This is a genomic window from Pseudomonas sp. M20, from assembly GCF_045037865.1.
GTDB lineage: Bacteria > Pseudomonadota > Gammaproteobacteria > Pseudomonadales > Pseudomonadaceae > Aquipseudomonas.
The window spans coordinates 4075702-4098645 of record NZ_CP173611.1; the positions used below are offsets into that span (position 1 = coordinate 4075702).

Sequence of the window (22944 nt, forward strand, 5' to 3'; positions counted from 1 at the left end):
CGATTAAGAGGAAATTAAACCAATTTTCAACGCTTGCGCAGAATCACGCTGCCAATCGAATAGCCGGCACCGAACGAACTCAGCACCGCCAGCGAACCGCTCGCCAGATCATCCTGATATTTGTGGAAAGCAATGACCGAACCCGCCGAACTGGTGTTGGCGTAAGTATCGAGAATCACCGGCGCTTCTTCTTCGGTGGCTTCGCGACCAAGCAACTTGCGCACGATCAGATGGTTCATGCTCAGGTTGGCCTGGTGCAGCCAGAAGCGCTTCACGTCGCCGACGTTAAGCTGGTTCTCTTGCAGATGCTCGCCAATAAGTTCGGCAACCATCGGGCAAACGTCCTTGAACACCTTGCGGCCTTCCTGCACGAACAGCTTGTCGCGGGCACCGATGCCCTCTTCCGCCGCACGGTTGAGGAAGCCGAAGTTGTTGCGGATGTTGTTGGAGAACTTGGTCAGCAGTTTGGTGCTGACCACGTCGAACTGGTACTTGGAGGTCGCTGTATCAGCGCGCTCGATGACCACGGCAGTGGCGGCGTCGCCGAAGATGAAGTGGCTGTCGCGGTCACGGAAGTTCAGGTGCCCGGTGCAGACTTCCGGGTTGACCATCAGGATCGCCCGGGCCTGGCCCAGTTGCACGCTGTTGGCCGCAGCCTGGATTCCGAAGGTGGCCGAGGAGCAGGCCACGTTCATGTCGAAACCGAAGCCCTGAATGCCCAAGGCTTCCTGGACTTCGATGGCGATGGCCGGGTAGGCGCGCTGCAGGTTGGAGCAGGCGACGATCACGCCGTCGATATCAGCGGCAGTTTTGCCGGCGCGTTGCAGGGCCTGTTCGGCAGCGCCGATGGCCATCTGGCAGAGCACCGACCATTCGTCGTTGGAGCGCTCCGGCAGACACGGAGCCATGCGTTGTGGATCGAGGATGCCGTCCTTGTCCATGACAAAACGGCTCTTGATGCCGGAAGCCTTTTCGATAAACGCAGCGCTGGATTCGGTCAGGGCCTGGACTTCGCCGCTGGCGATCGCGTCGGCGTTGTCGGCGTTGAACCGGGCGACGTAGGTATTGAAAGACTGCACCAGCTCTTCGTTGGAGATGCTGTTGGCCGGGGTGTACAGGCCGGTGCCGCTGATGACGACGTTATGCATGGTCGTTTCTCTAATCTGTTCAGGCAGAAAGTGCTGGAACCGTCGTACCAACACACAAAGGGTCTATTCCCATCCGGGGGACGCAAACCTGGCATCGCTTTATTCCGTCTCGCACCCCGGCCGAAGGCTCTGGGTCGCGAAACCGGCGTTTATGGTCGCGAAGTTTGCCATAAACGTGGGCTTTTGGCGCCTTTCTCCTTCTAAACGCGATCCCCCTGTAGGAGTGAGCCTGCTCGCGATAGCGGTCTGTCTGCCAGTGATAATGTGACTGACACACCGCAATCGCGAGCAGGCTCACTCCTACAGGGGATTGCGTACGGCTCAAGGTCAGGGTTCGACCTGAGTCCACTGCTTGTTCAGGCGTTTGTCTGAAATCGGCGTTTTCGTGCCCAACTGCTGGGCGAACAGCGAGACCCGGTATTCCTCCAGCCACCAGCGATACAACTCAAGCTGCGGATCGCGTTTGCCTTCCTGCGCATGTTTCGCTGCGCGGGTCTGGTATTGCGTCCAGAGGCCGGCGAGTTCGCCGCTCCAGACGCGATCCTTCTGCACCTGCGCACCGAGCTTTTCGAAACGCTGCTCGACCGCCTTCAAGTAACGCGGCAACTCTTTGAGCCACTGCATCGGCGTCTCGCGGACAAAACCCGGATACACCAGATTGTTGATTTGCTGCTTGATGTCATTCAGCGCCACGGCTTGCGCCAGGTCGATCTTGCCTTTGAAGCGTTTTTGCAGACCGTGCCAGAGCTTGAGAATCTCCAGCGTCAACCGCGCCACGCGCTCGGCGTGCTCGGTCCAACTGCCGCGTTTGCGCTCGGCCAACGCCGCCAACCCGGCACCGTCACGGGGCAACGGGTCTTCGCCTTCGAGAATGCAGCTGTCGAGGCTAGCCAGCAGAATGTCTTCAACCAGCGCATCAACGCGGCCCAGCTCGCGATAGAGCAAGCCCAGTTCGGTCTGCCCCGGCAACTTGCCGCGCAGGAATTTGGCCGGCTCCGCCAGTTGCTGCATCAACAACCGCTGCAACGCGCGGCGATGCTGGAACTCGGCCTCGGCCGGGGTCGAAAAGCGCCCTTCCTTGACCGTACCGCCCTCTTCGACCAGCGCCGGATACACCGTCATCGACAACCCGGCGATCTTCTGTTGAGTCTTTTCTGCCACCGGCGCGAAGACTTTCGCCTCTACCGGTTGCTGGCTTTTCGCACTTTGCGGCACGGCCAACGCGGCCTGACTGGCTTCGGCAAACCGTGCGGTCAGCTCAGCCAGATCGCGGCCTTCGCCGAGGAACTTGCCCTGGCCGTCGACGATTTCCAGGTTCATCCGCAGATGCCCCTCGACGCCTAGCTCGGCTTCTGCCCACGCCTCATCGCTGACCCGCGCGCCGGTCATGCGCAGCAATTCACGGCCCAGCGCTTGCGGCAACGAACCTTCGGCAAAGGTCATACGTTGCAAGGCAGCCTTGATGAAGTCCGGCACAGGCACAAAATTCTTGCGCAGCGCTTTCGGCAAGTTGCGTACGAGGGCGATGCACTTGGCCTCGATCAGCCCCGGCACCAGCCACTCCAGGCGTTCCGGCGGCAGCATCGGCAGCAGCGGCGCGGGCACGCGCAGGGTCACGCCGTCACGCGGGTGATTGGGTTCGAAGTGGTAGGTCAGCGCCAGTTCCAGATCACCGATGTGCAGGGTGTCCGGGTAATCACGCGCGGTGACTTCACTGGCCTCGCGGGCCAGCACGTCTTCTTCGCGCATGATCAGCAGCTGCGGGTCTTTCTGACTGTTGATGCGATACCAACTGTCGAAGGTCGCGGTCTGGTGAATCTCCGCCGGCAAACGCGCATCGTAGAACGCGTACAGGGTTTCTTCGTCGGCAAGAATGTCGCGGCGACGGGCCTTGGCTTCCAGTTCGTCGAGCTGTTCCAGCAGTTGTTTGTTGGCGCTCAGACACTTGGCTTTCGACTGAATCTCGCCACGCACCAGACCTTCACGGATAAACAGCTCACGCGAAACCACTGGATCGACCGGACCGTAATGCACCGGGCGGCGGCCGACCACGATCAGCCCGAACAGGGTGATCTGTTCAAACGCGACGACCTGGCCGCGCTTCTTCTCCCAATGCGGTTCGAAGTGGTTTTTCTTGATCAGGTGCCCGGCCAGCGGCTCGATCCAGTCGGCGTCGATCTTGGCGACCATGCGCGCGTAGAGCTTGGTGGTTTCCACCAGTTCGGCGGTCATCAGCCATTGCGGGCGCTTCTTGCCGATGCCCGACGACGGGTGAATCCAGAAACGCCGCTGACGCGCACCAAGATAATCGCCGTCCTCGGTTTTCTGACCGATCTGGCTGAGCAAACCGACCAGTACCGCTTTGTGCAGTTTCGGATAATCCGCCGGCTCTTTGTTAAGGCTGAGCTGCATGTCACGGCAGATCAGGCTCAACTGGCGGTGGGAATCGCGCCATTCGCGCAAGCGTAGATAGTTGAGGAAATTCTTGCGGCACCAGTTGCGTAGCGGACTCGCGGTCAACGCCTGGCGCTGCTCTTCAAAGCCACGCCACAGATTCACCAAACCGGCGAAGTCCGAATCGATGTCTTTCCATTGCGCGTGGGCCTGATCGGCGGCTTGCTGACGCTCCGGCGGCCGCTCGCGCGGGTCTTGAATCGACATCGCACTGGCGACGATCAGCACTTCCTGCAGGCTGCCGAGCTTGGCCGCTTCGAGCAGCATGCGGCCCATGCGCGGGTCGACCGGCAAGCGCGCCAACTGCCGACCCAGCGGCGTCAACTGACTGTTGCGATCGACTGCAGAGAGTTCTTGCAGAAGGTTGAAACCGTCACTGATCGCCTTGCCATCCGGCGGTTCAATGAACGGAAACGCGGTGATCTCGCCGAGGCGCAGATGCAGCATCTGCAGGATAACTGCCGCGAGGTTAGTGCGCAGAATCTCCGGATCGGTGAATTCCGGGCGCCCGTTAAAATCTTCTTCGCTGTACAACCGAATGCAAATGCCCGGCTCGACCCGACCGCAACGGCCTTTACGCTGATTGGCGCTGGCCTGGGAAATCGCTTCGATCGGCAAGCGCTGGACCTTGGCACGATAGCTATAGCGGCTGATGCGCGCAGTGCCGCTGTCGATCACGTAACGGATGCCCGGCACGGTCAGCGAGGTCTCGGCGACGTTGGTCGCCAGCACCACGCGACGGCCCGGGTGCGACTGGAAAATCCGCTGCTGCTCGGCCGGCGACAGGCGCGCGTACAGCGGCAGGATTTCAGTGTGTTTGATTTGTGCCTTGCGCAGCATGTCGGCAGCGTCGCGAATCTCACGCTCGCCGGGCAGGAACACCAGCACGTCACCGGGACTGCGACGCTCGCTGCGTTCGTAAGCGGCAATTTCATCGAGAGTAGCGAGGATCGCCTGATCGACGGTCAGGTCATCCTCGACGCGGTTGCCCTCTTCGTCCTGCTCCAGGGTCAACGGGCGATACCAGGTGTCCACCGGGAAGGTACGACCGGACACTTCAACAATCGGCGCATCATCGAAATGTTTGGAGAAGCGCTCCAGATCGATGGTCGCCGAAGTAATGATGACTTTCAGATCCGGGCGGCGCGGCAACAGGGTTTTCAGGTAACCGAGCAGGAAGTCGATGTTGAGGCTGCGCTCGTGGGCTTCATCGACGATGATCGTGTCGTAGCGTTCGAGGTAGCGATCGTTCTGGGTTTCCGCGAGCAGGATGCCGTCGGTCATCAGCTTGATCAGGGTGTTGGAATCGCTTTGATCCTCGAAACGTACCTGATAGCCGACCAGCGAACCGAGCGGCGTGCCGAGTTCCTCGGCAACGCGGCTGGCGACGCTGCGTGCGGCGATTCGGCGCGGTTGCGTGTGGCCAATCAGACCGTGCTGGCCGCGACCGATTTCCAGACAGATTTTCGGCAACTGGGTGGTTTTACCCGAACCGGTTTCGCCGGCGATGATCAGAACCTGATGCTGCTCCAGCGCCTTCTTGATTTCGTCACGCTTGGCGGCGATCGGCAAACTGTCGTCGTAACGAATCACCGGCAGGCTCGCCTTGCGCGCCAGCACCTGATCACAGGACGCCTGCATGCGCGTCACCCACTGGGCCAGCTTGGCCTCGTCGGGTTTCTTGCGCAGCTCAAGCAACTGCCGCCGCAGCCGGTGACGGTCGGCGAGCATGGCGTGATCGAGGTTTTTCAGCAGTTTGTCGATGGAGGGCGATTCGTCGGTCATCGGGTAGGCAATTCGGTCGTCTATTTATGCAGGGGGCGGATTGTCGCAGATTTGGCGGATTTGTGGCGTGTCTGGGGGATTGCTGCCCTCACCCTAGCCCTCTCCCGGAGGGAGAGGGGACCGACCGAGTCAACTTTGCCAGCTTCGCCGACCTGAACGTGCATCACCGAATCCATAATCGCCAAAATCTTTCAGGTCGGCGTTTGCTCCAAGACACCTCGGTCGGCCCCCTCTCCCCTTGGGAGAGGGCTGGGGTGAGGGTTTCAGGGCTTACTCGTTATCCAAGCCTCTGCGCCGATACGGAAAGACATCAATGACCTTCCCCGCCCGAATCGCCTCCTGCAGGCTCTTCCAGTAATCGGCGTTATACAACTCGCCATGCAACTGATCGAACAACTTGCGCTGCCCGGAATCGGCAAACAGGAACGGCGGAAACTCCTCGGGAAACACATCCAGCGGCCCGATCGAATACCACGGTTCGGAGGCCATTTCGTCCTCCGGCGTGCGCGGCGCTGGGATGTGGCGGAAGTTGGCTTCGGTCAGAAAGCAGATCTCGTCGTAGTCATAAAACACCACCCGCCCATGCCGGGTAACGCCGAAGTTCTTCAGCAGCATGTCGCCGGGAAAGATGTTCGCCGCTGCCAGTTGCTTGATCGCCAGGCCGTAATCCTCCAGCGACTCGCGCACCTGCGCGTCGTTGGCGTTTTCCAGATACAGATTGAGCGGGGTCATTCGCCGCTCGGTCCAGCAGTGGCGGATCAGCACTGTGTCGCCTTCGACCGACACCGTCGACGGTGCGACTTCCAGCAACTCCTCAAGACACGCCGGATCAAATTTGCTCAGCGGAAAACGGAAGTCGGCAAACTCCTGGGTATCGGCCATGCGCCCTACCCGGTCGACACTTTTTACCAGCCGGTACTTCTCGATCACCGTGGCACGGTCGACGTTTTTCGACGGCGAGAAACGGTCCTTGATGATTTTGAATACGGTGTTGAAGCCCGGCAGGGTGAACACGCTCATGACCATGCCGCGTACGCCCGGGGCCATGATGAACTGGTCGTCGGTGTTGGCCAGATGATTGATCAGTGCACGGTAGAACTCGGATTTTCCGTGCTTGTAGAAGCCGATCGAGGTGTACAGCTCGGCGATGTGCTTACCCGGCAGAATGCGCCGCAGGAAACCGATGAATTCCGCCGGCACCGGCACATCGACCATGAAGTACGAACGGGTGAACGAGAAAATGATCGACACATCGGCTTCGTCGGTGATCAGCGCATCGATCTGGATCCCGCGTCCTTCGCGGTGCAGCAGCGGAATCACCAGCGGCCACTGCTCGTCGCGGGTGTAAATACGCCCGACCAGATACGCGCCTTTGTTGCGGTAGAGCACCGAGGAAAACAGCTCGACGCTGAGTTCCGGGTCCTTGCACACCCAGTCCGGCAGATTCTCGCGCAGTTGTGCTTCGAGGCGAAGCAAATCGCCGGGCAGATCGGCGTAGTCCTCGCTGAAACGATAGTCGGCAAAAATGCTCGCGAGCATCCCCGACAGCTGTCCCTGTGGTTTGTACGTACGGGTTTGCGCGGCACGGGCGCGGCGCAGGCTCGGACGCGTGGTGTGGATGAACATGCAGCCGTCGCTGATCAGGTCATGGCTGAACAGACCGCAGAAAATCGAGTTGTACCAGGTCTCGGACAGCTCATCGTCGAAGCGCAGGTCGATGACGCTGATGTAGGCGCTTTTCACCAGCGGCCAGCAACTGACATTCGTCAGCGTTTCGTCATCGAAGTATTCACGCAGGCGGGCGATGGTTTCGCTGACCTTTTCTTCATAGAGATTGATCCGCGCCGCCGACGCCGTTTGCGTCTCCTGCCAGCGCGCCTGCTCGAAGCGCTCCCGGGCGCCGTCGGTGATCCGCCGGAAATGCTCGCGGTAATCGTCAAAGCCATCGAGGATCATGCGGGCGATGTCGGTGGCTGGCCATTGCTGCGGCATAAATAAGACCTCGGCGTGCATTTGGAAATCTGTGCCTGAGCTTAGCTACGGATGCGCACACAGGTGAAGTGCAATTTCTGCCAAATCTGCGCCGGGGTTGACGCCAAAAGCATTTTTTGCAAAGTTTTTTTAATCGACCGTTCGGTCAGCTAATCGCCTGAGCAATCCTTCTTGCCGCTCCGCGCCAGCCCGCGAATTCTCTGGGCTTCGGATCCAATACAAAGCAGACGCGTCTAGGCCGTGGTTTTGCTGCAAATTCACGCCCCCTCAACGACGCCCCCAGATTGGTCTTACCAAAATAGTGGCACTTTGATATATAGCCCGCCATCACCCGCCTCATAACAAGATCCTCGCTGACGAGGACGACCTCCCCCCTCAAAGATCAAGGAGCACACTGATGTCTATCCGGAATCTGCGCATAGGTTTGCGCGCCAGTTTGAGCTTCGCCGTTTTGGCCAGTCTGCTGGTGGTGGTCGGCCTGTTCGGTCTGGGCCAGATGAAAACCCTGCGCGAAAGTGCTGCGGTGATCGAAGAATCATGGATGCCGAGCATCGAGAGCATTCATGACGCGGCGGCGAACATCGCCAGCATCCGTCTCGAATCGTTGCGTCTGATCACCAACTCCCAGCCTGCTGTGCGCGACCGAAGCAACGGCATCCTCAAGGCGCAACGTGAGGAGTTGCTCAAACGCCTCAACGATCATAAAGCCTTGATCGCCAGTGATCAGGAACAGGCGATGCTCGACGGCTTGAACGCGGCCGTCGGCAAATACCTGAGCATTCTCGATCAGATTGTCAGCCAGATTGACGCGGGGCAGAACGAGCAGGCTGCCACGCGTTTGAGCAACGAACTGGCACCGCAGGGCACTGTGCTCGACAAGACGCTGGAGCAGATGATCAGCCTCAACCAACAAGGCGCGGATGCCGCCGCCAAAGCCGCTGCGCAGATGTATCAGCAGGCATTATGGATCGTCGCAACGATCATCGTGGTCGCCCTGATTGCCACATTGCTATTGGCCTGGTTGCTGACCCGCAGCATCACCACGCCGATCAATCAGGCACTGAATGTGGCGCGGCGCATTGCTGCCGGCAATCTCAATGGCGAAATTATCAGTAGCGGCAAAGATGAGGCGTCGCAGTTGCTCGACGCCTTGGCCGAGATGCAGGGCAATCTGCGCTCGACCATCCGCGGTATTAGCGAATCGGCACAGCAACTGGCTTCCGCTGCCGAGGAAATGAGTTCGGTGATGGAGCAAAGTACTCGCGGCCTGCAGCAGCAGAACGATCAAATCGAACAAGCCGCCACGGCGGTCACCGAGATGAGCACAGCAGTGGATGAAGTCGCCGCCAACGCTGTGTCCAGCGCCGAAGCGTCCGCTGCCTCCAACGAAGACAGCAAGCACGGCCATGTACAGGTCAGCGAAACCATCAGCTCGATTCAGCAACTGGTCGATGCGGTACTCGGTGCTTCCGGACAAGCCGAGGGTCTGGCCACGCAGGCGCAGAACATCAGCAAAGTGCTGGAGGTGATTCGCGGGATTGCCGGGCAGACCAACCTGTTGGCGCTCAATGCGGCGATCGAAGCGGCTCGGGCCGGTGAGGCCGGCCGCGGCTTCGCCGTGGTCGCCGATGAAGTGCGTTCGCTGGCCCAACGCACGCAAAATTCCACCGAAGAAATCGAGCTGATGATCAGCAGCATCCAGCAAGGCACCGGGGCAACCGTTGGCGCGTTGCAGAGCAGTGCCGAACAGGCGGGTCAGACGCTGCGCCGCGCCAACAGTGCCGGTCAGGCACTGGAAAAAATCACCGCGTCGATCTCGCAGATCAACCAACGCAACCTGGTGATCGCCAGCGCGGCCGAGCAGCAGGCATTGGTGGCGCGTGAGGTCGATCAGAATCTGGTGACCATCCGTGACCTCTCAACGCAGACCGCCGCCGGCGCCACTCAGACCTCGGCCGCGAGCCAGGAACTGTCGCGTCTGGCCGTCGATCTCAACGGCCTGGTGACACGCTTTGTGATCTGATCGGAAAGTTGCATGCCCGAATAGCGGTTGCCTTCGTCAGGGCGCTCGGCAACACTCTCGTCCCGATCAAGGAAGGAGACCCGCCGTGAGCCCTGTCGATATTTTCCGTATGTTGTCGCTGGCGGCCATATGGGGCGCGAGCTTTCTGTTCATGCGCATTATTGCGCCGGTGATCGGCACGATTCCGACCGGGTTCTTTCGCGTGTCGATTGCGGCTGCAGGGCTGCTGGTAATCCTCGGGCTGATGCGCGTGCGCTGGGATTTCAAAGGCAAACTGAAAACCGTGATGCTGCTGGGCGTCATCAACTCAGGGATTCCGGCGACGCTGTATTCGGTTGCGGCCCAGGTACTGCCGGCCGGCTACTCGGCGATTTTCAATGCCACCACGCCGCTGATGGGCGTACTGATTGGCGGGTTGTTCTTCAGTGAAAAACTCTCCGCAGCCAAGTTGGGTGGGGTGTTTCTCGGGCTATTCGGTGTTGGCGTGCTGACCCGTGCCGGCCCCGTGGCGTTCGACTTGCAGCTGTTGATGGGCGCCGTTGCCTGTCTGCTCGCAACCACTTGTTATGGTTTTGCCGGATTCCTCGCGCGGCGCTGGCTGGATCAGGCCGGTGGACTGGACAGTCGTCTGTCGGCGCTGGGCAGCATGCTCGGTGCGACGTTGTTCCTGTTGCCGTTGTTCATTTATAGCGTGATCAGCGCTCCACCCGTCAGTTGGGGCGGCTGGAATGTCTGGCTGTCGCTGCTGGGCCTGGGTCTGGGCTGCACGGCGTTTGCCTACATCATTTATTTCCGCCTGCTCAGTTCGATCGGCCCGGTGAAGTCGATGACCGTGACCTTCATGATTCCGCCGTTTGGCGTGCTGTGGGGGGCGTTGTTGCTGGATGAGCCGTTATCGATGGCGCATGTCTACGGCGGGGTGTTGATTGCGGCGGCGTTGTGGTTGGTGTTGAAGCCGGCGGTGGTGAAGTCGGCTGAGGTGCCGGCCCGATAAATTTGTGCTGTTGCCGAAAAGGCCATCGCGAGCAGGCTCACTCCTACAATTGGAATGCGTTCCCCTGTAGGAGTGAGCGTGCTCGCGATCGGCGGCCTAAAAGCCGCCACCTGACGATCTGTTAGCTGGTTTTACGGAACACAAACGCTAGACCGACAATGATCAACAGCATCCCCAGCACACTCAACACTGCCAGGCGATTGTCGAAAATCAGATAATCCATCACCGCCGTCACCGCCGGTACCAGATAGAACAAACTGGTGACATTCACCAGATTGCCCCGCGCGATCAGCCGATACAGCAACAGCGTCGCCAGCACCGAGACCACCAGCCCCATCCACAACACCGGCACGATAAAACCGGTGCTGTGTTCAAAATGGAACGGCTGAAACGGCACGAAGATCCCGCACAACAATAGCCCGGCCAGATATTGCACCGGCAGTGTGCCGAGGGGATTGTCGGTGATGCGTTTCTGCATGATCGAGCCCAGCGTCATGCTCGCCAGCGCCAACAGACCAAACAGCATTCCCGCCCAGGACATCCCGGCCAGACTGATGCCCTGGTACACCACCATGATCAGCCCCGCCAGCCCCAGCGCCAGACCGAACAGGCGGCTGGCCGAGCGCTGCCGCTCCATCAAGACGACGGTGAGAATCGGCTGCACGCCCATGATGGTCGCCATCACACCGGGGGTGACTTTGGTGTTGAGCGCCAGCAGATAGAAAATCTGATAAGCGCCCAACAACACCACACCCGTGGCGATCGCAAACAGCATCGGCCGCCCCCCCTTGGGCAACTTCAGTTTGAGCAGCGGCGCCAACAGCAGAAGCCCACACAGGGCAATCACAAAGCGAATCAGCAGAAAGGCAAACGGCGAAGCGTGCGCCAGGCCCCATTTGGAGAAGATCGCCCCGCTGCTCCACAGCAGAACGAACAGGCTCGTGGACGCAGCCGCGAGCGCGGATTTTTTCGAAAGGACAAACATGAATACCACCTGTAGTCAGGCAAGGAGCCAACTCAGCCGAAGCTGAAATTCAGTAGGTTTTTCTGGCGGGCGCAGGGGTCAGCAGAAACTGCCGATCAGCCCGAAACGCCAACGCCCGGCGGTGATACGACTGCGCACACCGGCGTGCTACTGACAGGTGGAGGGTAATGACTGATCTGCTTGGGCTGCTGATTCCCGCACGGCACGACGCCAGCGTTGACCGCTGAATCGACTACCGCGTTGATGAGGGATGCAGGCATTGGCGCAGATCTTTTTTGAGAGGGTGGAAGGTGAGGCATACGACTCACGAGCGCCGACTATAACCAGCGTGGGACATGGATTGCAATGATTTGGACAAAGGGCCAGCAGGGACAGTTGGCCGCAAGGTGAATAGGCTGGATTGCAATCGCGACACCAAACCATGGGGGACAAGGGCTAATTGACTAAGACTAGTATCGGACAACTGCTCATTTAATGATCAACGCCGGAGACACCATGAAGGCTGCCGTTGAAAAAAAAGCGCCAGGCGCCAGATCGATAAAAGCTGATAGAAAACGCTCTTCCGGAAAGTTGTCTGAACGGGAGTTGCACCGAATCAGAGAAGCATTGGTGAATCCAGCCGCGGAAGAGCCAGGAGGCGTCCTCGCTGGCGCTTCGTTCACCTTCTCTTCATAAAAAAACCGCTCTCAAGGAGCGGTTTTTTATTGCCTGCGATTCAGCCTCAACCAAACAGCCAATACCCCAACAACGTCAACACCACCACTGCCAACACCGGCCGCATCACGCGGTAAGCCTTCGGATGACGGCGCTTCCACTGTTTGACCACGCCACTGAACTTGTCGCTGAAGTTCTTGCTCCAGGCATAGGCCTGGTTGATCCCGCCGACGCGTTCATCATCAAGGTTCTGCGGTGCGGTCGCACGGCCGAGCCAAGCGCTGATCGAGCGATTGATGCGGGTCATGAAGCGGTTGCTCAGCGGACGCTCGACGTCGCAGAACAGAATCACGCGGGTTTGGTCGGTTTCGTTCTTGACCCAGTGCACGTAGGTTTCGTCGAACATCACGTCTTCGCCGTCACGCCAGGCGTAGACCTGGCCATCGACGAAGATCCGGCAATCGTCGGAGTTCGGCGTCGACAGGCCGAGGTGATAGCGCAGCGAGCCGGCAAACGGGTCACGATGCGGGTTCAGGTGACTGCCCCCCGGCAGCAACGCAAACATCGCCCCTTTGACGTTGGGAATCGCGCTGACCAGCGCCACGGTTTTCGGGCACAGGGTTTCGGCAGATGGTAGAGGTTTGTCATACCACTTGAGGTAGAAACGCTTCCAGCCCTTCTTGAAGAACGAGCCGAAACCGGCGTCGTTGTTCTTTTCCGCCGCGCGAATATAGCCCTCATCGAACAAATGCATGGCTTCGTCGCGAATGGTTTCCCAGTTGTCGCGCAGCACATCCAGTTCCGGGAACTTGCTGCGATCCAGGTACGGCTTGGACGGGACGCCGGAGAACAGGTACATCAAGGCGTTGTACGGGGCGAACAGTGCCGAGTGGTTGACGAACTGGCGCAGAACCGGCAAACGCGCCTTGCCGCGCAAATGCACATACAGGATGCTGCCCACAAACAGCAGCAGCACCAATACCTTGGCGGCTAACGAAAAGGTCATCAACGACTCCTTGAATAAAGACAACGCTGCGCAATGCCCTTTACCCGGCATGGCAGCCGGCCATGATAAACACTACCGGCGCCGGGCAAAACCCGCCTTACACAAGATTCAGTGTTAAGAATTGCGCAACAAAGCATTTATTAGCATAACGATCCTGAACCCTGGCTGACCTGAATCAACTCGGTTACTGCTGCGTCTCCTGTTCGGTAAACAGATCACTGAACAACATGCTCGACAGATAACGCTCGCCGGAGTCCGGCAGAATCACCACGATAGTCTTGCCCTGCATTTCCGGAGTCTCAGCCAGACGCACTGCTACCGCCATCGCTGCACCGCAGGAGATGCCGCACAAAATCCCTTCTTCCTGCATCAAGCGCAGCGCCATGGCCTTGGATTCGTCGTCGGTGACCTGCTCGACTCGGTCCACCATCGACAGATCAAGGTTTTTCGGCACAAAACCGGCACCGATCCCCTGAATCTTGTGCGGGCTCGGTTTGATCTCTTCACCGGCCAGCGCTTGGGTGATTACTGGCGATGACATCGGCTCCACCGCTACCGACAGGATCGGTTTGCCCTGGGTATTCTTGATATACCGCGAAACACCGGTGATGGTTCCGCCGGTGCCGACGCCCGCGACCAGTACATCGACGGCGCCATCGGTGTCGTTCCAGATTTCCGGACCCGTGGTTTTTTCGTGAATCGCCGGGTTGGCCGGGTTGTCGAACTGCGCCGGCATGAAGTATTTATCGGCATCGCTGGCAACGATCTCGGCGGCCTTTTCGATGGCGCCTTTCATGCCCTTGGCCGGCTCGGTCAACACCAGTTCGGCGCCCAAAGCCTTGAGAACCTTGCGACGCTCGATACTCATCGAGGCCGGCATGGTCAGCATCAATTTGTAACCACGGGCAGCAGCCACAAATGCCAGGCCAATGCCTGTATTACCCGACGTAGGCTCGACAATGGTCATGCCCGGCTTGAGTTTGCCGCTGCTTTCGGCGTCCCAGATCATGTTGGCGCCGATCCGGCACTTGACCGAATAACCGGGGTTGCGCCCTTCGATCTTGGCCAGAATAGTCACGCCACGCGGCGCGATACGGTTGATCTGCACCAGCGGCGTATTACCGATGGAATGGGCGTTGTCAGCAAAAATACGGCTCATGGCTGGGTCCTTATGCAGCATTGAATTCAGCCTTCAAAGGTATGCCTGTTGCCTGGCGCAGTCCAGTCGGGTCGAACGACTGCGCCAGGCAATAGTCAATCGCTTACATCGTCAGGGAATTGCCGTCATGAAGCGTCGCTACAGTTGGCCACTAGGGATTTTTGTCGTCGTCGTTGTGCTGCTGATCGCGCTGCATATTGCGCTGCCTTACATGGTGCGCGACTACCTGAACGGCAAACTCGCGGATATGGGTGATTATCGGGGCCAGATCACTGATGTCGATCTGGCCCTATGGCGCGGCGCCTACAAGATCAACGGGCTGAAAATCGTCAAGGTCGACGGCAAGGTACCGGTACCATTCGTTAACGCACCGCTGATCGATCTGGCGGTCAGCTGGCATTCGCTGTGGTACGACCATGCTGTGGTGGCGCAAGTGAAATTCGTCAATCCCGAGATCAATTTCGTCGATGGCGGGGCCAACAAGCAGAACTCCCAGACCGGTCAAGGAACCGACTGGCGCGCGCAACTGGGTAAATTGCTGCCGATCACCCTCGACGAAGTACAGATTCAAGACGGCAAGATCAGCTTCCGCAATTTCAACTCCAAGCCACCGGTCAACATGAACGCGACCAATGTCGACGCGAGCATCTACAACCTGACCAACGTAGTCGACAAACAGGGCAAACGCGACGCCCGCTTTGAAGGCAAAGCCCTGCTGCTGGGGCATGCACCGCTGGAAACCACCGCCACGTTCGACCCGCTGAGCAACTTCGAGGACTTCGAATTCCGTCTGCGCGCCAAAGACATCGAACTTAAACGAATGAACGACTTCGCCTCGGCCTACGGCAAGTTCGACTTCAACGCCGGCCACGGTGACGTGGTGATCGAAGCCCAGGCAAAAAAGGCCCAGGTCAACGGCTACATCAAACCGCTGCTGCGCGATGTCGAAGTGTTCAACTGGCAGCAGGACGTGGAAAACAAGAACAAGAGCATTTTCCGCTCAGTCTGGGAGGCGCTGGTGGGCGGCACGGAAACCGTGCTGAAGAACCAGGCGAAAAACCAGTTCGCCACCAAAGTTGAGCTCAGAGGCAACGTACATCAGCAAAATATCAGCGCGTTCGAAGCGTTTTTGCAGATTTTGCGTAATGGTTTCGTACAGGCATTCAATGCGCGGTATGAGCGGCCGAAGCCGGATGCGGGTTAGGGTTCATTTCTGGAAAAGCATCCAGATATAGAGTATCGGCGCCAATCTGAATATCCGGGGCCGGCCATTCAACGGTCCAACCTTTATCGCCCAAGATGGCAGTCGCAAAGACTTGGGGATCAAGCAAGGGCTGCAACTGCTTACACGTTTGAATATCTCGACTCAAATCGAGTGTCAGCGCTCGACCATCAACAAAGTCCAGTGCAAGCCGGCAATCAGAGAGTGCAGTAACTGCCGCCAAGCGTGGTCGTTTCATGGATAGCATCAATTCAGCGCCTCCAGGTACATGGGGACTGCTTCGCAGCCCAGCGGGAGCAAGCTCCCTCGCCACAGATTCAGTGGACATCCTGAAGGCTATCGTCAAATCAACGAGGCCTGAATACCGGCCATCGGCCGAGACTGAGTCAACATGTGACGCCCCATTCAGAGACTGAATAAGCCGTCTGCGTTCACAGTCGACCGGCCTGCGCGTTATAGTCGGGCATCCGATTATTTCGCCCCCGCCCTGCCCGTCAGGTCGGCGTTACCGTTCGAGGATTAGCAGATGAAGTTCGAAGGCACCCAGGCCTACGTCGCCACCGATGACCTGAAGCTGGCGGTCAACGCCGCCATCACTCTGGAGCGGCCGCTGCTGGTCAAGGGCGAGCCGGGCACCGGCAAGACCATGCTCGCCGAGCAACTGGCCGAATCGTTCGGCGCCAAGTTGATCACTTGGCACATCAAATCCACCACCAAAGCCCATCAGGGCCTGTACGAGTACGATGCGGTCAGCCGCCTGCGCGACTCGCAATTGGGCAATGAAAAAGTCCACGACGTGCGCAACTACTTGAAGAAAGGCAAGCTCTGGGAGGCGTTCGAGTCCGAAGAGCGGGTCATTCTGCTGATCGATGAAATCGACAAGGCTGACATCGAGTTCCCTAACGACTTGCTGCAAGAACTCGACAAGATGGAGTTCTACGTTTACGAGATCGACGAGACCATCAAGGCCAAGAAGCGCCCGATCATCATCATTACCTCTAACAATGAAAAAGAGCTGCCGGATGCCTTCCTGCGCCGCTGCTTCTTCCACTACATCGCCTTCCCCGACCGCACCACCCTGCAGAAAATCGTTGACGTGCACTACCCGGACATCAAGAAGGATCTGGTCAGCGAAGCGCTGGACGTGTTCTTCGATGTGCGCAAGGTGCCGGGCCTGAAGAAGAAGCCGTCGACCTCGGAACTGGTCGACTGGCTCAAGCTGCTGATGGCCGACAACATCGGCGAAGCGGTGCTGCGCGAACGTGATCCGACTAAAGCCATCCCGCCGCTGGCCGGTGCGCTGGTGAAGAACGAACAGGACGTGCAACTGCTTGAGCGCCTGGCGTTCATGAGCCGTCGCGGCACCCGCTAAGAGGCTGATGCCATGTTGCTCAACCTGTTCAATGAAATGCGTGCCGCCAAGGTGCCCGTGTCCGTGCGCGAGTTGCTCGACCTGATCAACGCGCTGAAACAGCGCGTGACCTTCGCCGACATGGACGAGTTCTACTACTTGTCGCGGGCGATTCTGGTCAAGGACGAACGCCATTTCGACAAGTTCGACCGCGCGTTCGGCGCCTACTTCAATGGTCTCGAAAAGCTCGATGATCACTTGCAGGCGCTGATTCCCGAAGACTGGCTGCGCAAGGAGTTCGAGCGCTCGCTGAGCGACGAGGAACGCGCGCAGATCCAGTCCCTCGGCGGTCTGGACAAGCTGATCGAAGAGTTCAAGAAACGTCTGGAAGAACAGAAGGAACGCCACGCCGGCGGCAATAAATGGATTGGCACTGGCGGCACCAGCCCGTTCGGCTCCGGTGGCTTCAACCCGGAAGGCATTCGCGTTGGCGATGCCGGCAAACGCCAAGGCAAAGCGGTGAAAGTCTGGGATCAGCGCGAATACAAGAACCTCGATGATTCGGTGGAACTGGGCACGCGCAATATCAAAGTCGCCCTGCGCCGACTGCGCAAATTCGCCCGCCAAGGCGCGGCAGAAGAGCTGGACATCGACGGCACCATCGACCACACCGCCAAGGACGCCGGTCTGCTGAATATCCAGATGCGCCCCGAGCGACGCAACACCGTGAAGCTGTTGCTGCTGTTCGACATCGGCGGTTCGATGGACGCGCATGTGAAGATTTGCGAAGAGCTGTTCTCGGCCTGCAAGACCGAGTTCAAGCATCTGGAGTATTTCTACTTCCACAACTTCGTTTACGAATCGGTGTGGAAGAACAACATGCGCCGCACCTCCGAGCGCACCTCGACCCAGGATCTGTTGCACAAGTACGGCGCCGACTACAAAGTGATCTTCATCGGTGACGCAGCCATGGCGCCTTATGAAATCACCCAGGCCGGCGGCAGTGTCGAGCACTGGAACGAAGAGCCGGGCTACGTGTGGATGCAGCGCTTCATGGAGAAGTACAAGAAGCTCATCTGGATCAACCCGTATCCGAAAGATACCTGGGGCTATACCTCATCGACCAATATCGTGCGGGATCTGATCGAGGATCAGATGTATCCGTTGACGTTGCGCGGGCTTGAGGAAGGGATGCGGTTTCTTTCCAAATAACCTGCTTTGTCTGTACGGACGCTATCGCGAGCAGGCTCACTCCTACATTTGGAATGCGTTCCCCTGTAGGAGTGAGCCTGCTCGCGATGCTTCTAGCTATCTTTGAAGCGCTGCAGATATTTGGTGTGCTCACGGTGCGCAACCTCCTGCACCACCGGCCGCAACCGCACCTGCGCCCCCGGCAGACACTGCGCCAACCGCGCCAACGCCATCGGCGTCAACGCGCCCAATCGCGGATAACCGCCAATCGTCTGCCGATCATTGAGCAACACAATCGGCTGCCCGTCCGGTGGCACTTGAACGGCGCCTAACGGAATACCCTCGGAAATCATCGGCTGGCCTTGGTATTGCAACGCTTTGCCGAGCAAGCGAATGCCCATGCGATCGGCGCGACTGTCCAGCCTCCAGGCACTGTTGAATGCATCGAACAGACTCTGCCCGCTGAAATGGCCAATCTGCGCACCGAGCACCAGATCCAGTGGTGCATTCGACTTCAGATCCGGCCGCAACGCCAACGGCACTTCCCGTACCCACAGCGATTCCCCGCGATAACTCAGCGTTGATTCCGCGGCCAACGGCAAACCCATGCCATCCAGACCACCGAGTTCTTCACGTACAACCGTGGCGCTACTGCCCAGCACCTTCGGTGCATCAAAACCACCGGGCGCCGCCAGATAGGCCCGAGCCCCAAGCAACGGCTGCGTGAACAGCAACTTCTGTCCTTTACCCAACTTGAAACTGCGCCACGGCGCCAGCGGTTGACCCTCAATCTGCGCGCCAAGATCAGCTCCAGCCAGCGCCAGCAAGCAGTCCTCCTCCGCGATGACGGCAAGGCCGCCGAGGGTGATTTCGATCACCGGCACATCCAGTCCGTTGCCCAGCAACCAGTTGGCCCAGCTCATTGAGCACCAGTCCGCTGCGCCGCCCTGGGTGACGCCCAGATGGCGCACGCCGAAACGTCCTGCGTCCTGCAACAGGCACAGCGGCGTACTCGCTTCAATCGTCAGTCGGCTCATGCCTGCACCTCCAGTGGCGTGTCATCGCCGCCCAGATTGACGAACTCGGCATGACTGACCGCTTCGAATCGCACCGTGTCGCCCGGTTGCATCAGACTGTAGCCCTCGCGGTTGCGGTCGAACAATTTGGCCGGGGTGCGGCCGATCAGATTCCAGCCGCCGGGAGAGACCACGGGGTAAGCCGCCGTCTGCCGTTCGGCAATGCCGACGCTACCGGCAGCGACTTTTTTGCGTGGCGTGTTCAGGCGAGGCGCGGCAAGCACTTCTTCGACCAACCCCATAAACGCGAATCCCGGCGCAAAGCCAAGCGCAAACACCTGATATTCGCGACCACTGTGGCGACGTATCACCTCCTCCACTGCCAGCCCACTGCGCTCGGCCAGCAGGACCAATTCCGGGCCGACGCTCAAGTCATACCAGACCGGCAACACATGACATTGACCGCCAGTTCGCACATTCGGCGACAGGTCGATCAACGCCTCGGCGATCAACTCCCGCGCCTGACTCGGGCTCAGAGCCGTCAGATCGTAATGCACCATCAACGTCGTATAGGACGGCACCAGATCAATCAGTTGCTCGCCGAATACCGCACGCAAACGCTCACTGGCAGCGAGCATCCAAGGCATGTTGGCTTCGACGATTTCATCGAACAGCCGCAGCATCAGGCAATCCAGTGCCACCACTTCAATCCTTGGGTTCATGGCGCACTCTGCTGATTCAAGGCCTCGCGAATGCGCTGCACGGCGGCGACCGAACTGGCGTTGTCGCCGTGAACGCAGAGGGTATTGGCGTGCAGCAGCAAGGCGCTGCCGTCGCTGGCGATGAGGTTGTCGCCACGGGCGATGGTCAGGGCTTGTTCGATAATGGTTTCGGCATCGTGATGCACCGCGCCCGGCAATTGCCGTGAAACCAGTTTGCCGGCGCTGTCGTAGGCGCGGTCAGCGAAGGCTTCGAACCACAGGGTCACTCCGTACTCATCACCGATCTGCTGCGCGGCGCAGTTGTCGCGAGTAGCCATGAGCATCACCGGCAGACTGCGGTCGTAAGCAGCCACCGCCTGGATCACTGCACGCAATTGCGCGGGGTTGGCCATCATGTCGTTGTACATCGCGCCATGGGGTTTGACGTAACTGACGCGCCCGCCCTGGGCTTGGCAGATGCCGTCGAGGGCACCGATCTGGTAATGCAGAATGTCTTGCAGTTCTTGCGCCGAGTACGCCATGGAACGTCGACCGAATCCGACCAGGTCCTGATAGGCCGGGTGTGCGCCGATCTGCACGCCGTGGCTCAACGCCAGGCTGACGGTCTTGCGCATGATGCTCGGATCACCCGCGTGGAAACCACAGGCCACGTTGGCGCAATCGATGAAGGGCATGACCTCGGCATCCAGACCCATGGTCCAACTGCCGAAGCTCTCGCCAATGTCGCAATTCAATAGCAGGCGGCTCACGGTGAACACTCCTGTAGGTGCTTGTCTTTTTATCTGTAGGACTGTGCTGCGCAGGTTATCAGTTACTGCGCATCGAGTTGCTTGCCTCGGGTTTCCGGCAGACTCAACGCCGCGATAATCACCACGCCGTAAGACACTGCGGCAAAGGCACCAATGCCTACGCTCAACGGTACTTTCTGGCTAAGCAGACCAATCAGCAGCGGAAACAATGCCGCCAGCGCCCGACCGATGTTGTAGCAAAAGCCCTGCCCCGAACCGCGAATTCGCGTGGGAAACAGCTCGGTCAGAAACGCGCCCATGCCGCTGAAAATCCCCGAGGCGAAGAAGCCCAGCGGGAAGCCCAGCCACAGCATCACGCCGTTGCTCACCGGCAACTGCGTGTAGAGCAGAACGATGGTGAACGAGCCGACTGCGAAGAGGATGAAGTTCTTTTTCCGCCCCAGCAGGTCAGTCAGATAAGCGCTGATCACGTAACCGACGTAAGAGCCGACAATCACCATCGCCAGATAACCGCCCGTGCCGAGTACGCTCAAGCCGCGTTCGTTTTTCAGAAAGGTCGGAAGCCACGAAGTGATCGCGTAGTAACCACCCAGCGCGCCGGTGGTCAGCAGCGAAGCGCGAAACGTGGTGAAGAGCATGCCGGGGGCGAAGATCTCATAGAACTTCGATTGGTTTTCTGGCGTTTGCTGCGCCTTGGCTTCGCGGTAGATCTCCGGATCCTTCACCAGACGGCGGACAAAAATCACAAAAATCGCCGGCACGATGCCGAGGATGAACAGCGCCCGCCAGGCATCTTCCGGCGGCAATACCGAGAACAGCAACGCATACAGAATCGCCGTCAGTCCCCAGCCCAACGCCCACCCGGATTGCACCATGCCCACCGCTTTGCCGCGATCCTTGGCGCGGATGACCTCGCCGATCAGCACCGCCCCGGCGGTCCATTCGCCGCCGAAACCGAAGCCCATCAAGGTCCGGGCGATCAGCAGTTGTTCGTAGTTTTGCGCGAAGCCGCAGAGGAAGGTAAAGAAGGCGAACCACAGCACGGTCAGTTGCAGGGTGCGCACACGACCGATGCGGTCGGAGAGAATTCCGGCGACCCAGCCGCCGATGGCCGAAGCGATCAAGGTGCTGGTGTGAATCAGCCCGGCCTCACCGGTGGTAATGCCCCACATCGCGATCAGCGTCGGCACGACGAAGCTGAGCATCTGCGTGTCCATGCCGTCCAGACCGTAGCCGATCTTGCAGCTCCAGAACGTGCGGCGCTCCTGTTGGTTGATGTTGCGATACCAGTCGAAAGGCCCGGGACGCGCCGTTGCCTTGGGTACTTCTAGGGTGTCGGGAGCACGCATGGCTTATCTCCGCAGGTTTTTTATTGGTCTTGTTCGTAGCCCCGACGACGCCTATCGTGGGGACCGGATGCGTCGATTTTTCGTCGCGCGGCCCTGCTGCGTCCAACGAATAAAAACCCGCCTTAGCCATAAGAAAAATTTGTCACCCGAGCCTTGCCCATGAACCTGAAGTTTCTCGAGACCTTTGTCTGGGTCGCCCGCCTGAAGAGTTTTCGCCTGACCGCCGACAAGCTGTTCACCACCCAGGCGTCGATTTCCAGCCGCATCGCGGTGTTGGAGGGTGAGCTGGGGGTGAAGCTGTTTTTGCGCGATTCACGTGGTGTCAGCCTGACGCCCGAAGGGTTGAAAGTGCTGGAGTATGCCGAGCAGATGCTGGACACCATGTCAGCACTGAAACAGTCGATCGAGACCCGGTCGAGCAAGGTCGGCCGTGTACGTATCGGCGTGATGGACACGGTGATTCACACCTGGCTCAGCCCGTTGGTGGCGCAAATGACCGACCTGTATCCACGGGTGGAAATCGAGCTGGTGGCGGATACTTCGCTGAACCTCTGCGATCAATTGCAAAAAGGCTTTCTCGACATCGTTCTGCAAACTGACCTGATCCGCCATGAAAGCGTGCGCAGTCTGGAGCTGGCCAGCCATCCGCTGGGCTGGATTGTCGCCAGTAATTCGATCTACAACCGCGACTACGCCGACCTCACCGAACTGGCGCAGGAGCGGATCATCACCTACTCGAAAAACTCCCGGCCGCATCAGGACCTGCTGGCGTTGATGCAGGCGAGCGGCGTGATAGCGCCGCGCTTGAATTGCGTGAATTCGGTGTCGGCGATCACGCGGTTGTTGCGTGATGGGTTTGGTATTGGTGTGCTGCCGCCGGTGCTGGTGGCTGAGGAACTGGCGCGGGGCGAATTGACCTTGTTGGCGATTGATCAACGGCCGCCGGACTTGCAGGTGGTGGTGTCGTGGCGGGTGGGGGTTGAGTGGGTCGAGGAGATTGTGACGTTGTGTCAGCAGGTGCTGGTGGGGTATGCGCAGAAGGTCGGTGATGGGTATGTGGTTTTGACCCCTTAACAGCAAAAGATCGTCCGATCGCGGCCCGAACCTTCGGCAGCTCCTACATTGATCTCTGTAGATACTCTGT

General features: G+C 59.1%; 18 protein-coding genes. 6 read left to right on the forward strand and 12 right to left on the reverse strand.

Features of this window, described 5'->3' with window-relative positions:
- Nucleotides 1–26: 26 nt before the first annotated feature.
- The 3 genes from ACI514_RS18060 to aceK form a co-directional block, all read right to left on the reverse strand.
- Nucleotides 27–1148 (reverse strand): beta-ketoacyl-ACP synthase III, encoded by a 1122-nt coding sequence (locus ACI514_RS18060; RefSeq protein ID WP_405122139.1) that lies wholly within the window; start codon nucleotides 1146–1148, stop codon nucleotides 27–29.
- 327 nt (nucleotides 1149–1475) lie between these two features.
- Nucleotides 1476–5387, reverse strand: coding sequence for an ATP-dependent RNA helicase HrpA (gene hrpA, locus ACI514_RS18065; protein ID WP_405122140.1), 3912 nt, complete (start codon nucleotides 5385–5387; stop codon nucleotides 1476–1478).
- A 270-nt stretch (nucleotides 5388–5657) separates the two neighbouring features.
- Nucleotides 5658–7379: a bifunctional isocitrate dehydrogenase kinase/phosphatase gene (gene aceK / locus ACI514_RS18070; protein WP_405122141.1), complete on the reverse strand. Its 1722-nt coding sequence runs from the start codon at nucleotides 7377–7379 to the stop codon at nucleotides 5658–5660.
- A gap of 397 nt (nucleotides 7380–7776) precedes the next feature.
- Between aceK and ACI514_RS18075 the strand changes: the two genes are divergently transcribed.
- Both ACI514_RS18075 and ACI514_RS18080 read left to right on the forward strand, forming a co-directional pair.
- Nucleotides 7777–9402, forward strand: a complete 1626-nt coding sequence (locus ACI514_RS18075) for a methyl-accepting chemotaxis protein (protein WP_160056610.1) — start codon at nucleotides 7777–7779, stop codon at nucleotides 9400–9402.
- Nucleotides 9403–9487: 85 nt separating this feature from the next.
- A complete protein-coding gene (locus ACI514_RS18080) occupies nucleotides 9488–10396 on the forward strand; it encodes a DMT family transporter (RefSeq protein WP_160056608.1) in 909 nt (302 codons plus the stop codon).
- Between the two features lie 121 nt (nucleotides 10397–10517).
- On the opposite strand, the gene ACI514_RS18085 is transcribed toward ACI514_RS18080, so the two are convergent.
- The 4 genes from ACI514_RS18085 to cysK form a co-directional block, all read right to left on the reverse strand.
- The gene (locus tag ACI514_RS18085; RefSeq protein WP_405122142.1) at nucleotides 10518–11381 is read right to left on the reverse strand and encodes a DMT family transporter; all 864 of its coding nucleotides are present in this window, start codon (nucleotides 11379–11381) and stop codon (nucleotides 10518–10520) included.
- A gap of 95 nt (nucleotides 11382–11476) precedes the next feature.
- Nucleotides 11477–11641, reverse strand: a complete 165-nt coding sequence (locus ACI514_RS18090) for a hypothetical protein (RefSeq protein ID WP_162835961.1) — start codon at nucleotides 11639–11641, stop codon at nucleotides 11477–11479.
- Between the two features lie 461 nt (nucleotides 11642–12102).
- Nucleotides 12103–13041, reverse strand: a complete 939-nt coding sequence (locus tag ACI514_RS18095) for an aspartyl/asparaginyl beta-hydroxylase domain-containing protein (protein WP_160056604.1) — start codon at nucleotides 13039–13041, stop codon at nucleotides 12103–12105.
- Nucleotides 13042–13225: 184 nt separating this feature from the next.
- The gene (cysK, locus tag ACI514_RS18100; protein ID WP_127926224.1) at nucleotides 13226–14200 is read right to left on the reverse strand and encodes a cysteine synthase A; all 975 of its coding nucleotides are present in this window, start codon (nucleotides 14198–14200) and stop codon (nucleotides 13226–13228) included.
- Between the two features lie 127 nt (nucleotides 14201–14327).
- On the opposite strand from cysK, the gene ACI514_RS18105 reads away from it, so the two are divergent.
- On the forward strand, nucleotides 14328–15404 hold the full coding sequence (locus ACI514_RS18105; protein ID WP_405122143.1) for a DUF748 domain-containing protein: 1077 nt from the start codon (nucleotides 14328–14330) through the stop codon (nucleotides 15402–15404).
- Here the strand turns inward: ACI514_RS18105 and ACI514_RS18110 are convergent.
- On the reverse strand, nucleotides 15364–15660 hold the full coding sequence (locus tag ACI514_RS18110; protein ID WP_238785231.1) for a DUF2442 domain-containing protein: 297 nt from the start codon (nucleotides 15658–15660) through the stop codon (nucleotides 15364–15366). The two genes, ACI514_RS18105 and ACI514_RS18110, sit on opposite strands and share 41 nt — an antisense overlap.
- Before the next feature lie 288 nt (nucleotides 15661–15948).
- Here ACI514_RS18110 and ACI514_RS18115 point away from each other — a divergent pair, with 288 nt between their 5' ends.
- Entirely contained in the window at nucleotides 15949–16794 is an 846-nt protein-coding gene (locus tag ACI514_RS18115; protein ID WP_007911294.1) for a MoxR family ATPase, read from the forward strand.
- Between the two features lie 12 nt (nucleotides 16795–16806).
- Complete coding sequence (locus ACI514_RS18120; protein WP_007911295.1) at nucleotides 16807–17985, forward strand: VWA domain-containing protein; 1179 nt, start codon at nucleotides 16807–16809, stop codon at nucleotides 17983–17985.
- Between the two features lie 92 nt (nucleotides 17986–18077).
- On the opposite strand, the gene ACI514_RS18125 is transcribed toward ACI514_RS18120, so the two are convergent.
- From ACI514_RS18125 to ACI514_RS18140, 4 genes are all read right to left on the reverse strand, one after another.
- A complete protein-coding gene (locus ACI514_RS18125) occupies nucleotides 18078–19001 on the reverse strand; it encodes a biotin-dependent carboxyltransferase family protein (RefSeq protein WP_160056598.1) in 924 nt (307 codons plus the stop codon).
- Nucleotides 18998–19702 (reverse strand): allophanate hydrolase subunit 1, encoded by a 705-nt coding sequence (locus ACI514_RS18130; protein ID WP_160056596.1) that lies wholly within the window; start codon nucleotides 19700–19702, stop codon nucleotides 18998–19000. The genes ACI514_RS18125 and ACI514_RS18130 overlap by 4 nt, the downstream gene beginning before the upstream one ends.
- Nucleotides 19699–20451, reverse strand: a complete 753-nt coding sequence (locus ACI514_RS18135) for a 5-oxoprolinase subunit PxpA (protein ID WP_405122144.1) — start codon at nucleotides 20449–20451, stop codon at nucleotides 19699–19701. Before ACI514_RS18135 ends, ACI514_RS18130 begins: the two co-directional genes overlap by 4 nt.
- Before the next feature lie 62 nt (nucleotides 20452–20513).
- Nucleotides 20514–21800, reverse strand: coding sequence for an MFS transporter (locus ACI514_RS18140; protein WP_038358414.1), 1287 nt, complete (start codon nucleotides 21798–21800; stop codon nucleotides 20514–20516).
- 159 nt (nucleotides 21801–21959) lie between these two features.
- Between ACI514_RS18140 and ACI514_RS18145 the strand changes: the two genes are divergently transcribed.
- Nucleotides 21960–22874, forward strand: a complete 915-nt coding sequence (locus ACI514_RS18145) for a LysR family transcriptional regulator (RefSeq protein ID WP_160056592.1) — start codon at nucleotides 21960–21962, stop codon at nucleotides 22872–22874.
- Nucleotides 22875–22944 lie beyond the last annotated feature (70 nt).

What these genes read in the sequence shown, in the direction of transcription:
- hrpA (WP_405122140.1), bottom strand. Translation starts at nt 5,387, where the DNA reads ATGACCGACGAATCGCCCTCCATCGACAAACTGCTGAAAAACCTCGAT.
- ACI514_RS18140 (WP_038358414.1), bottom strand. Translation starts at nt 21,800, where the DNA reads ATGCGTGCTCCCGACACCCTAGAAGTACCCAAGGCAACGGCGCGTCCC.
- ACI514_RS18105 (WP_405122143.1), top strand. Translation starts at nt 14,328, where the DNA reads ATGAAGCGTCGCTACAGTTGGCCACTAGGGATTTTTGTCGTCGTCGTT.
- ACI514_RS18085 (WP_405122142.1), bottom strand. Translation starts at nt 11,381, where the DNA reads ATGTTTGTCCTTTCGAAAAAATCCGCGCTCGCGGCTGCGTCCACGAGC.
- ACI514_RS18115 (WP_007911294.1), top strand. Translation starts at nt 15,949, where the DNA reads ATGAAGTTCGAAGGCACCCAGGCCTACGTCGCCACCGATGACCTGAAG.
- aceK (WP_405122141.1), bottom strand. Translation starts at nt 7,379, where the DNA reads ATGCCGCAGCAATGGCCAGCCACCGACATCGCCCGCATGATCCTCGAT.
- ACI514_RS18120 (WP_007911295.1), top strand. Translation starts at nt 16,807, where the DNA reads ATGTTGCTCAACCTGTTCAATGAAATGCGTGCCGCCAAGGTGCCCGTG.
- ACI514_RS18145 (WP_160056592.1), top strand. Translation starts at nt 21,960, where the DNA reads ATGAACCTGAAGTTTCTCGAGACCTTTGTCTGGGTCGCCCGCCTGAAG.
- ACI514_RS18125 (WP_160056598.1), bottom strand. Translation starts at nt 19,001, where the DNA reads ATGAGCCGACTGACGATTGAAGCGAGTACGCCGCTGTGCCTGTTGCAG.
- cysK (WP_127926224.1), bottom strand. Translation starts at nt 14,200, where the DNA reads ATGAGCCGTATTTTTGCTGACAACGCCCATTCCATCGGTAATACGCCG.
- ACI514_RS18110 (WP_238785231.1), bottom strand. Translation starts at nt 15,660, where the DNA reads ATGAAACGACCACGCTTGGCGGCAGTTACTGCACTCTCTGATTGCCGG.
- ACI514_RS18095 (WP_160056604.1), bottom strand. Translation starts at nt 13,041, where the DNA reads ATGACCTTTTCGTTAGCCGCCAAGGTATTGGTGCTGCTGCTGTTTGTG.
- ACI514_RS18075 (WP_160056610.1), top strand. Translation starts at nt 7,777, where the DNA reads ATGTCTATCCGGAATCTGCGCATAGGTTTGCGCGCCAGTTTGAGCTTC.
- ACI514_RS18090 (WP_162835961.1), bottom strand. Translation starts at nt 11,641, where the DNA reads ATGCCTGCATCCCTCATCAACGCGGTAGTCGATTCAGCGGTCAACGCT.
- ACI514_RS18060 (WP_405122139.1), bottom strand. Translation starts at nt 1,148, where the DNA reads ATGCATAACGTCGTCATCAGCGGCACCGGCCTGTACACCCCGGCCAAC.
- ACI514_RS18130 (WP_160056596.1), bottom strand. Translation starts at nt 19,702, where the DNA reads ATGAACCCAAGGATTGAAGTGGTGGCACTGGATTGCCTGATGCTGCGG.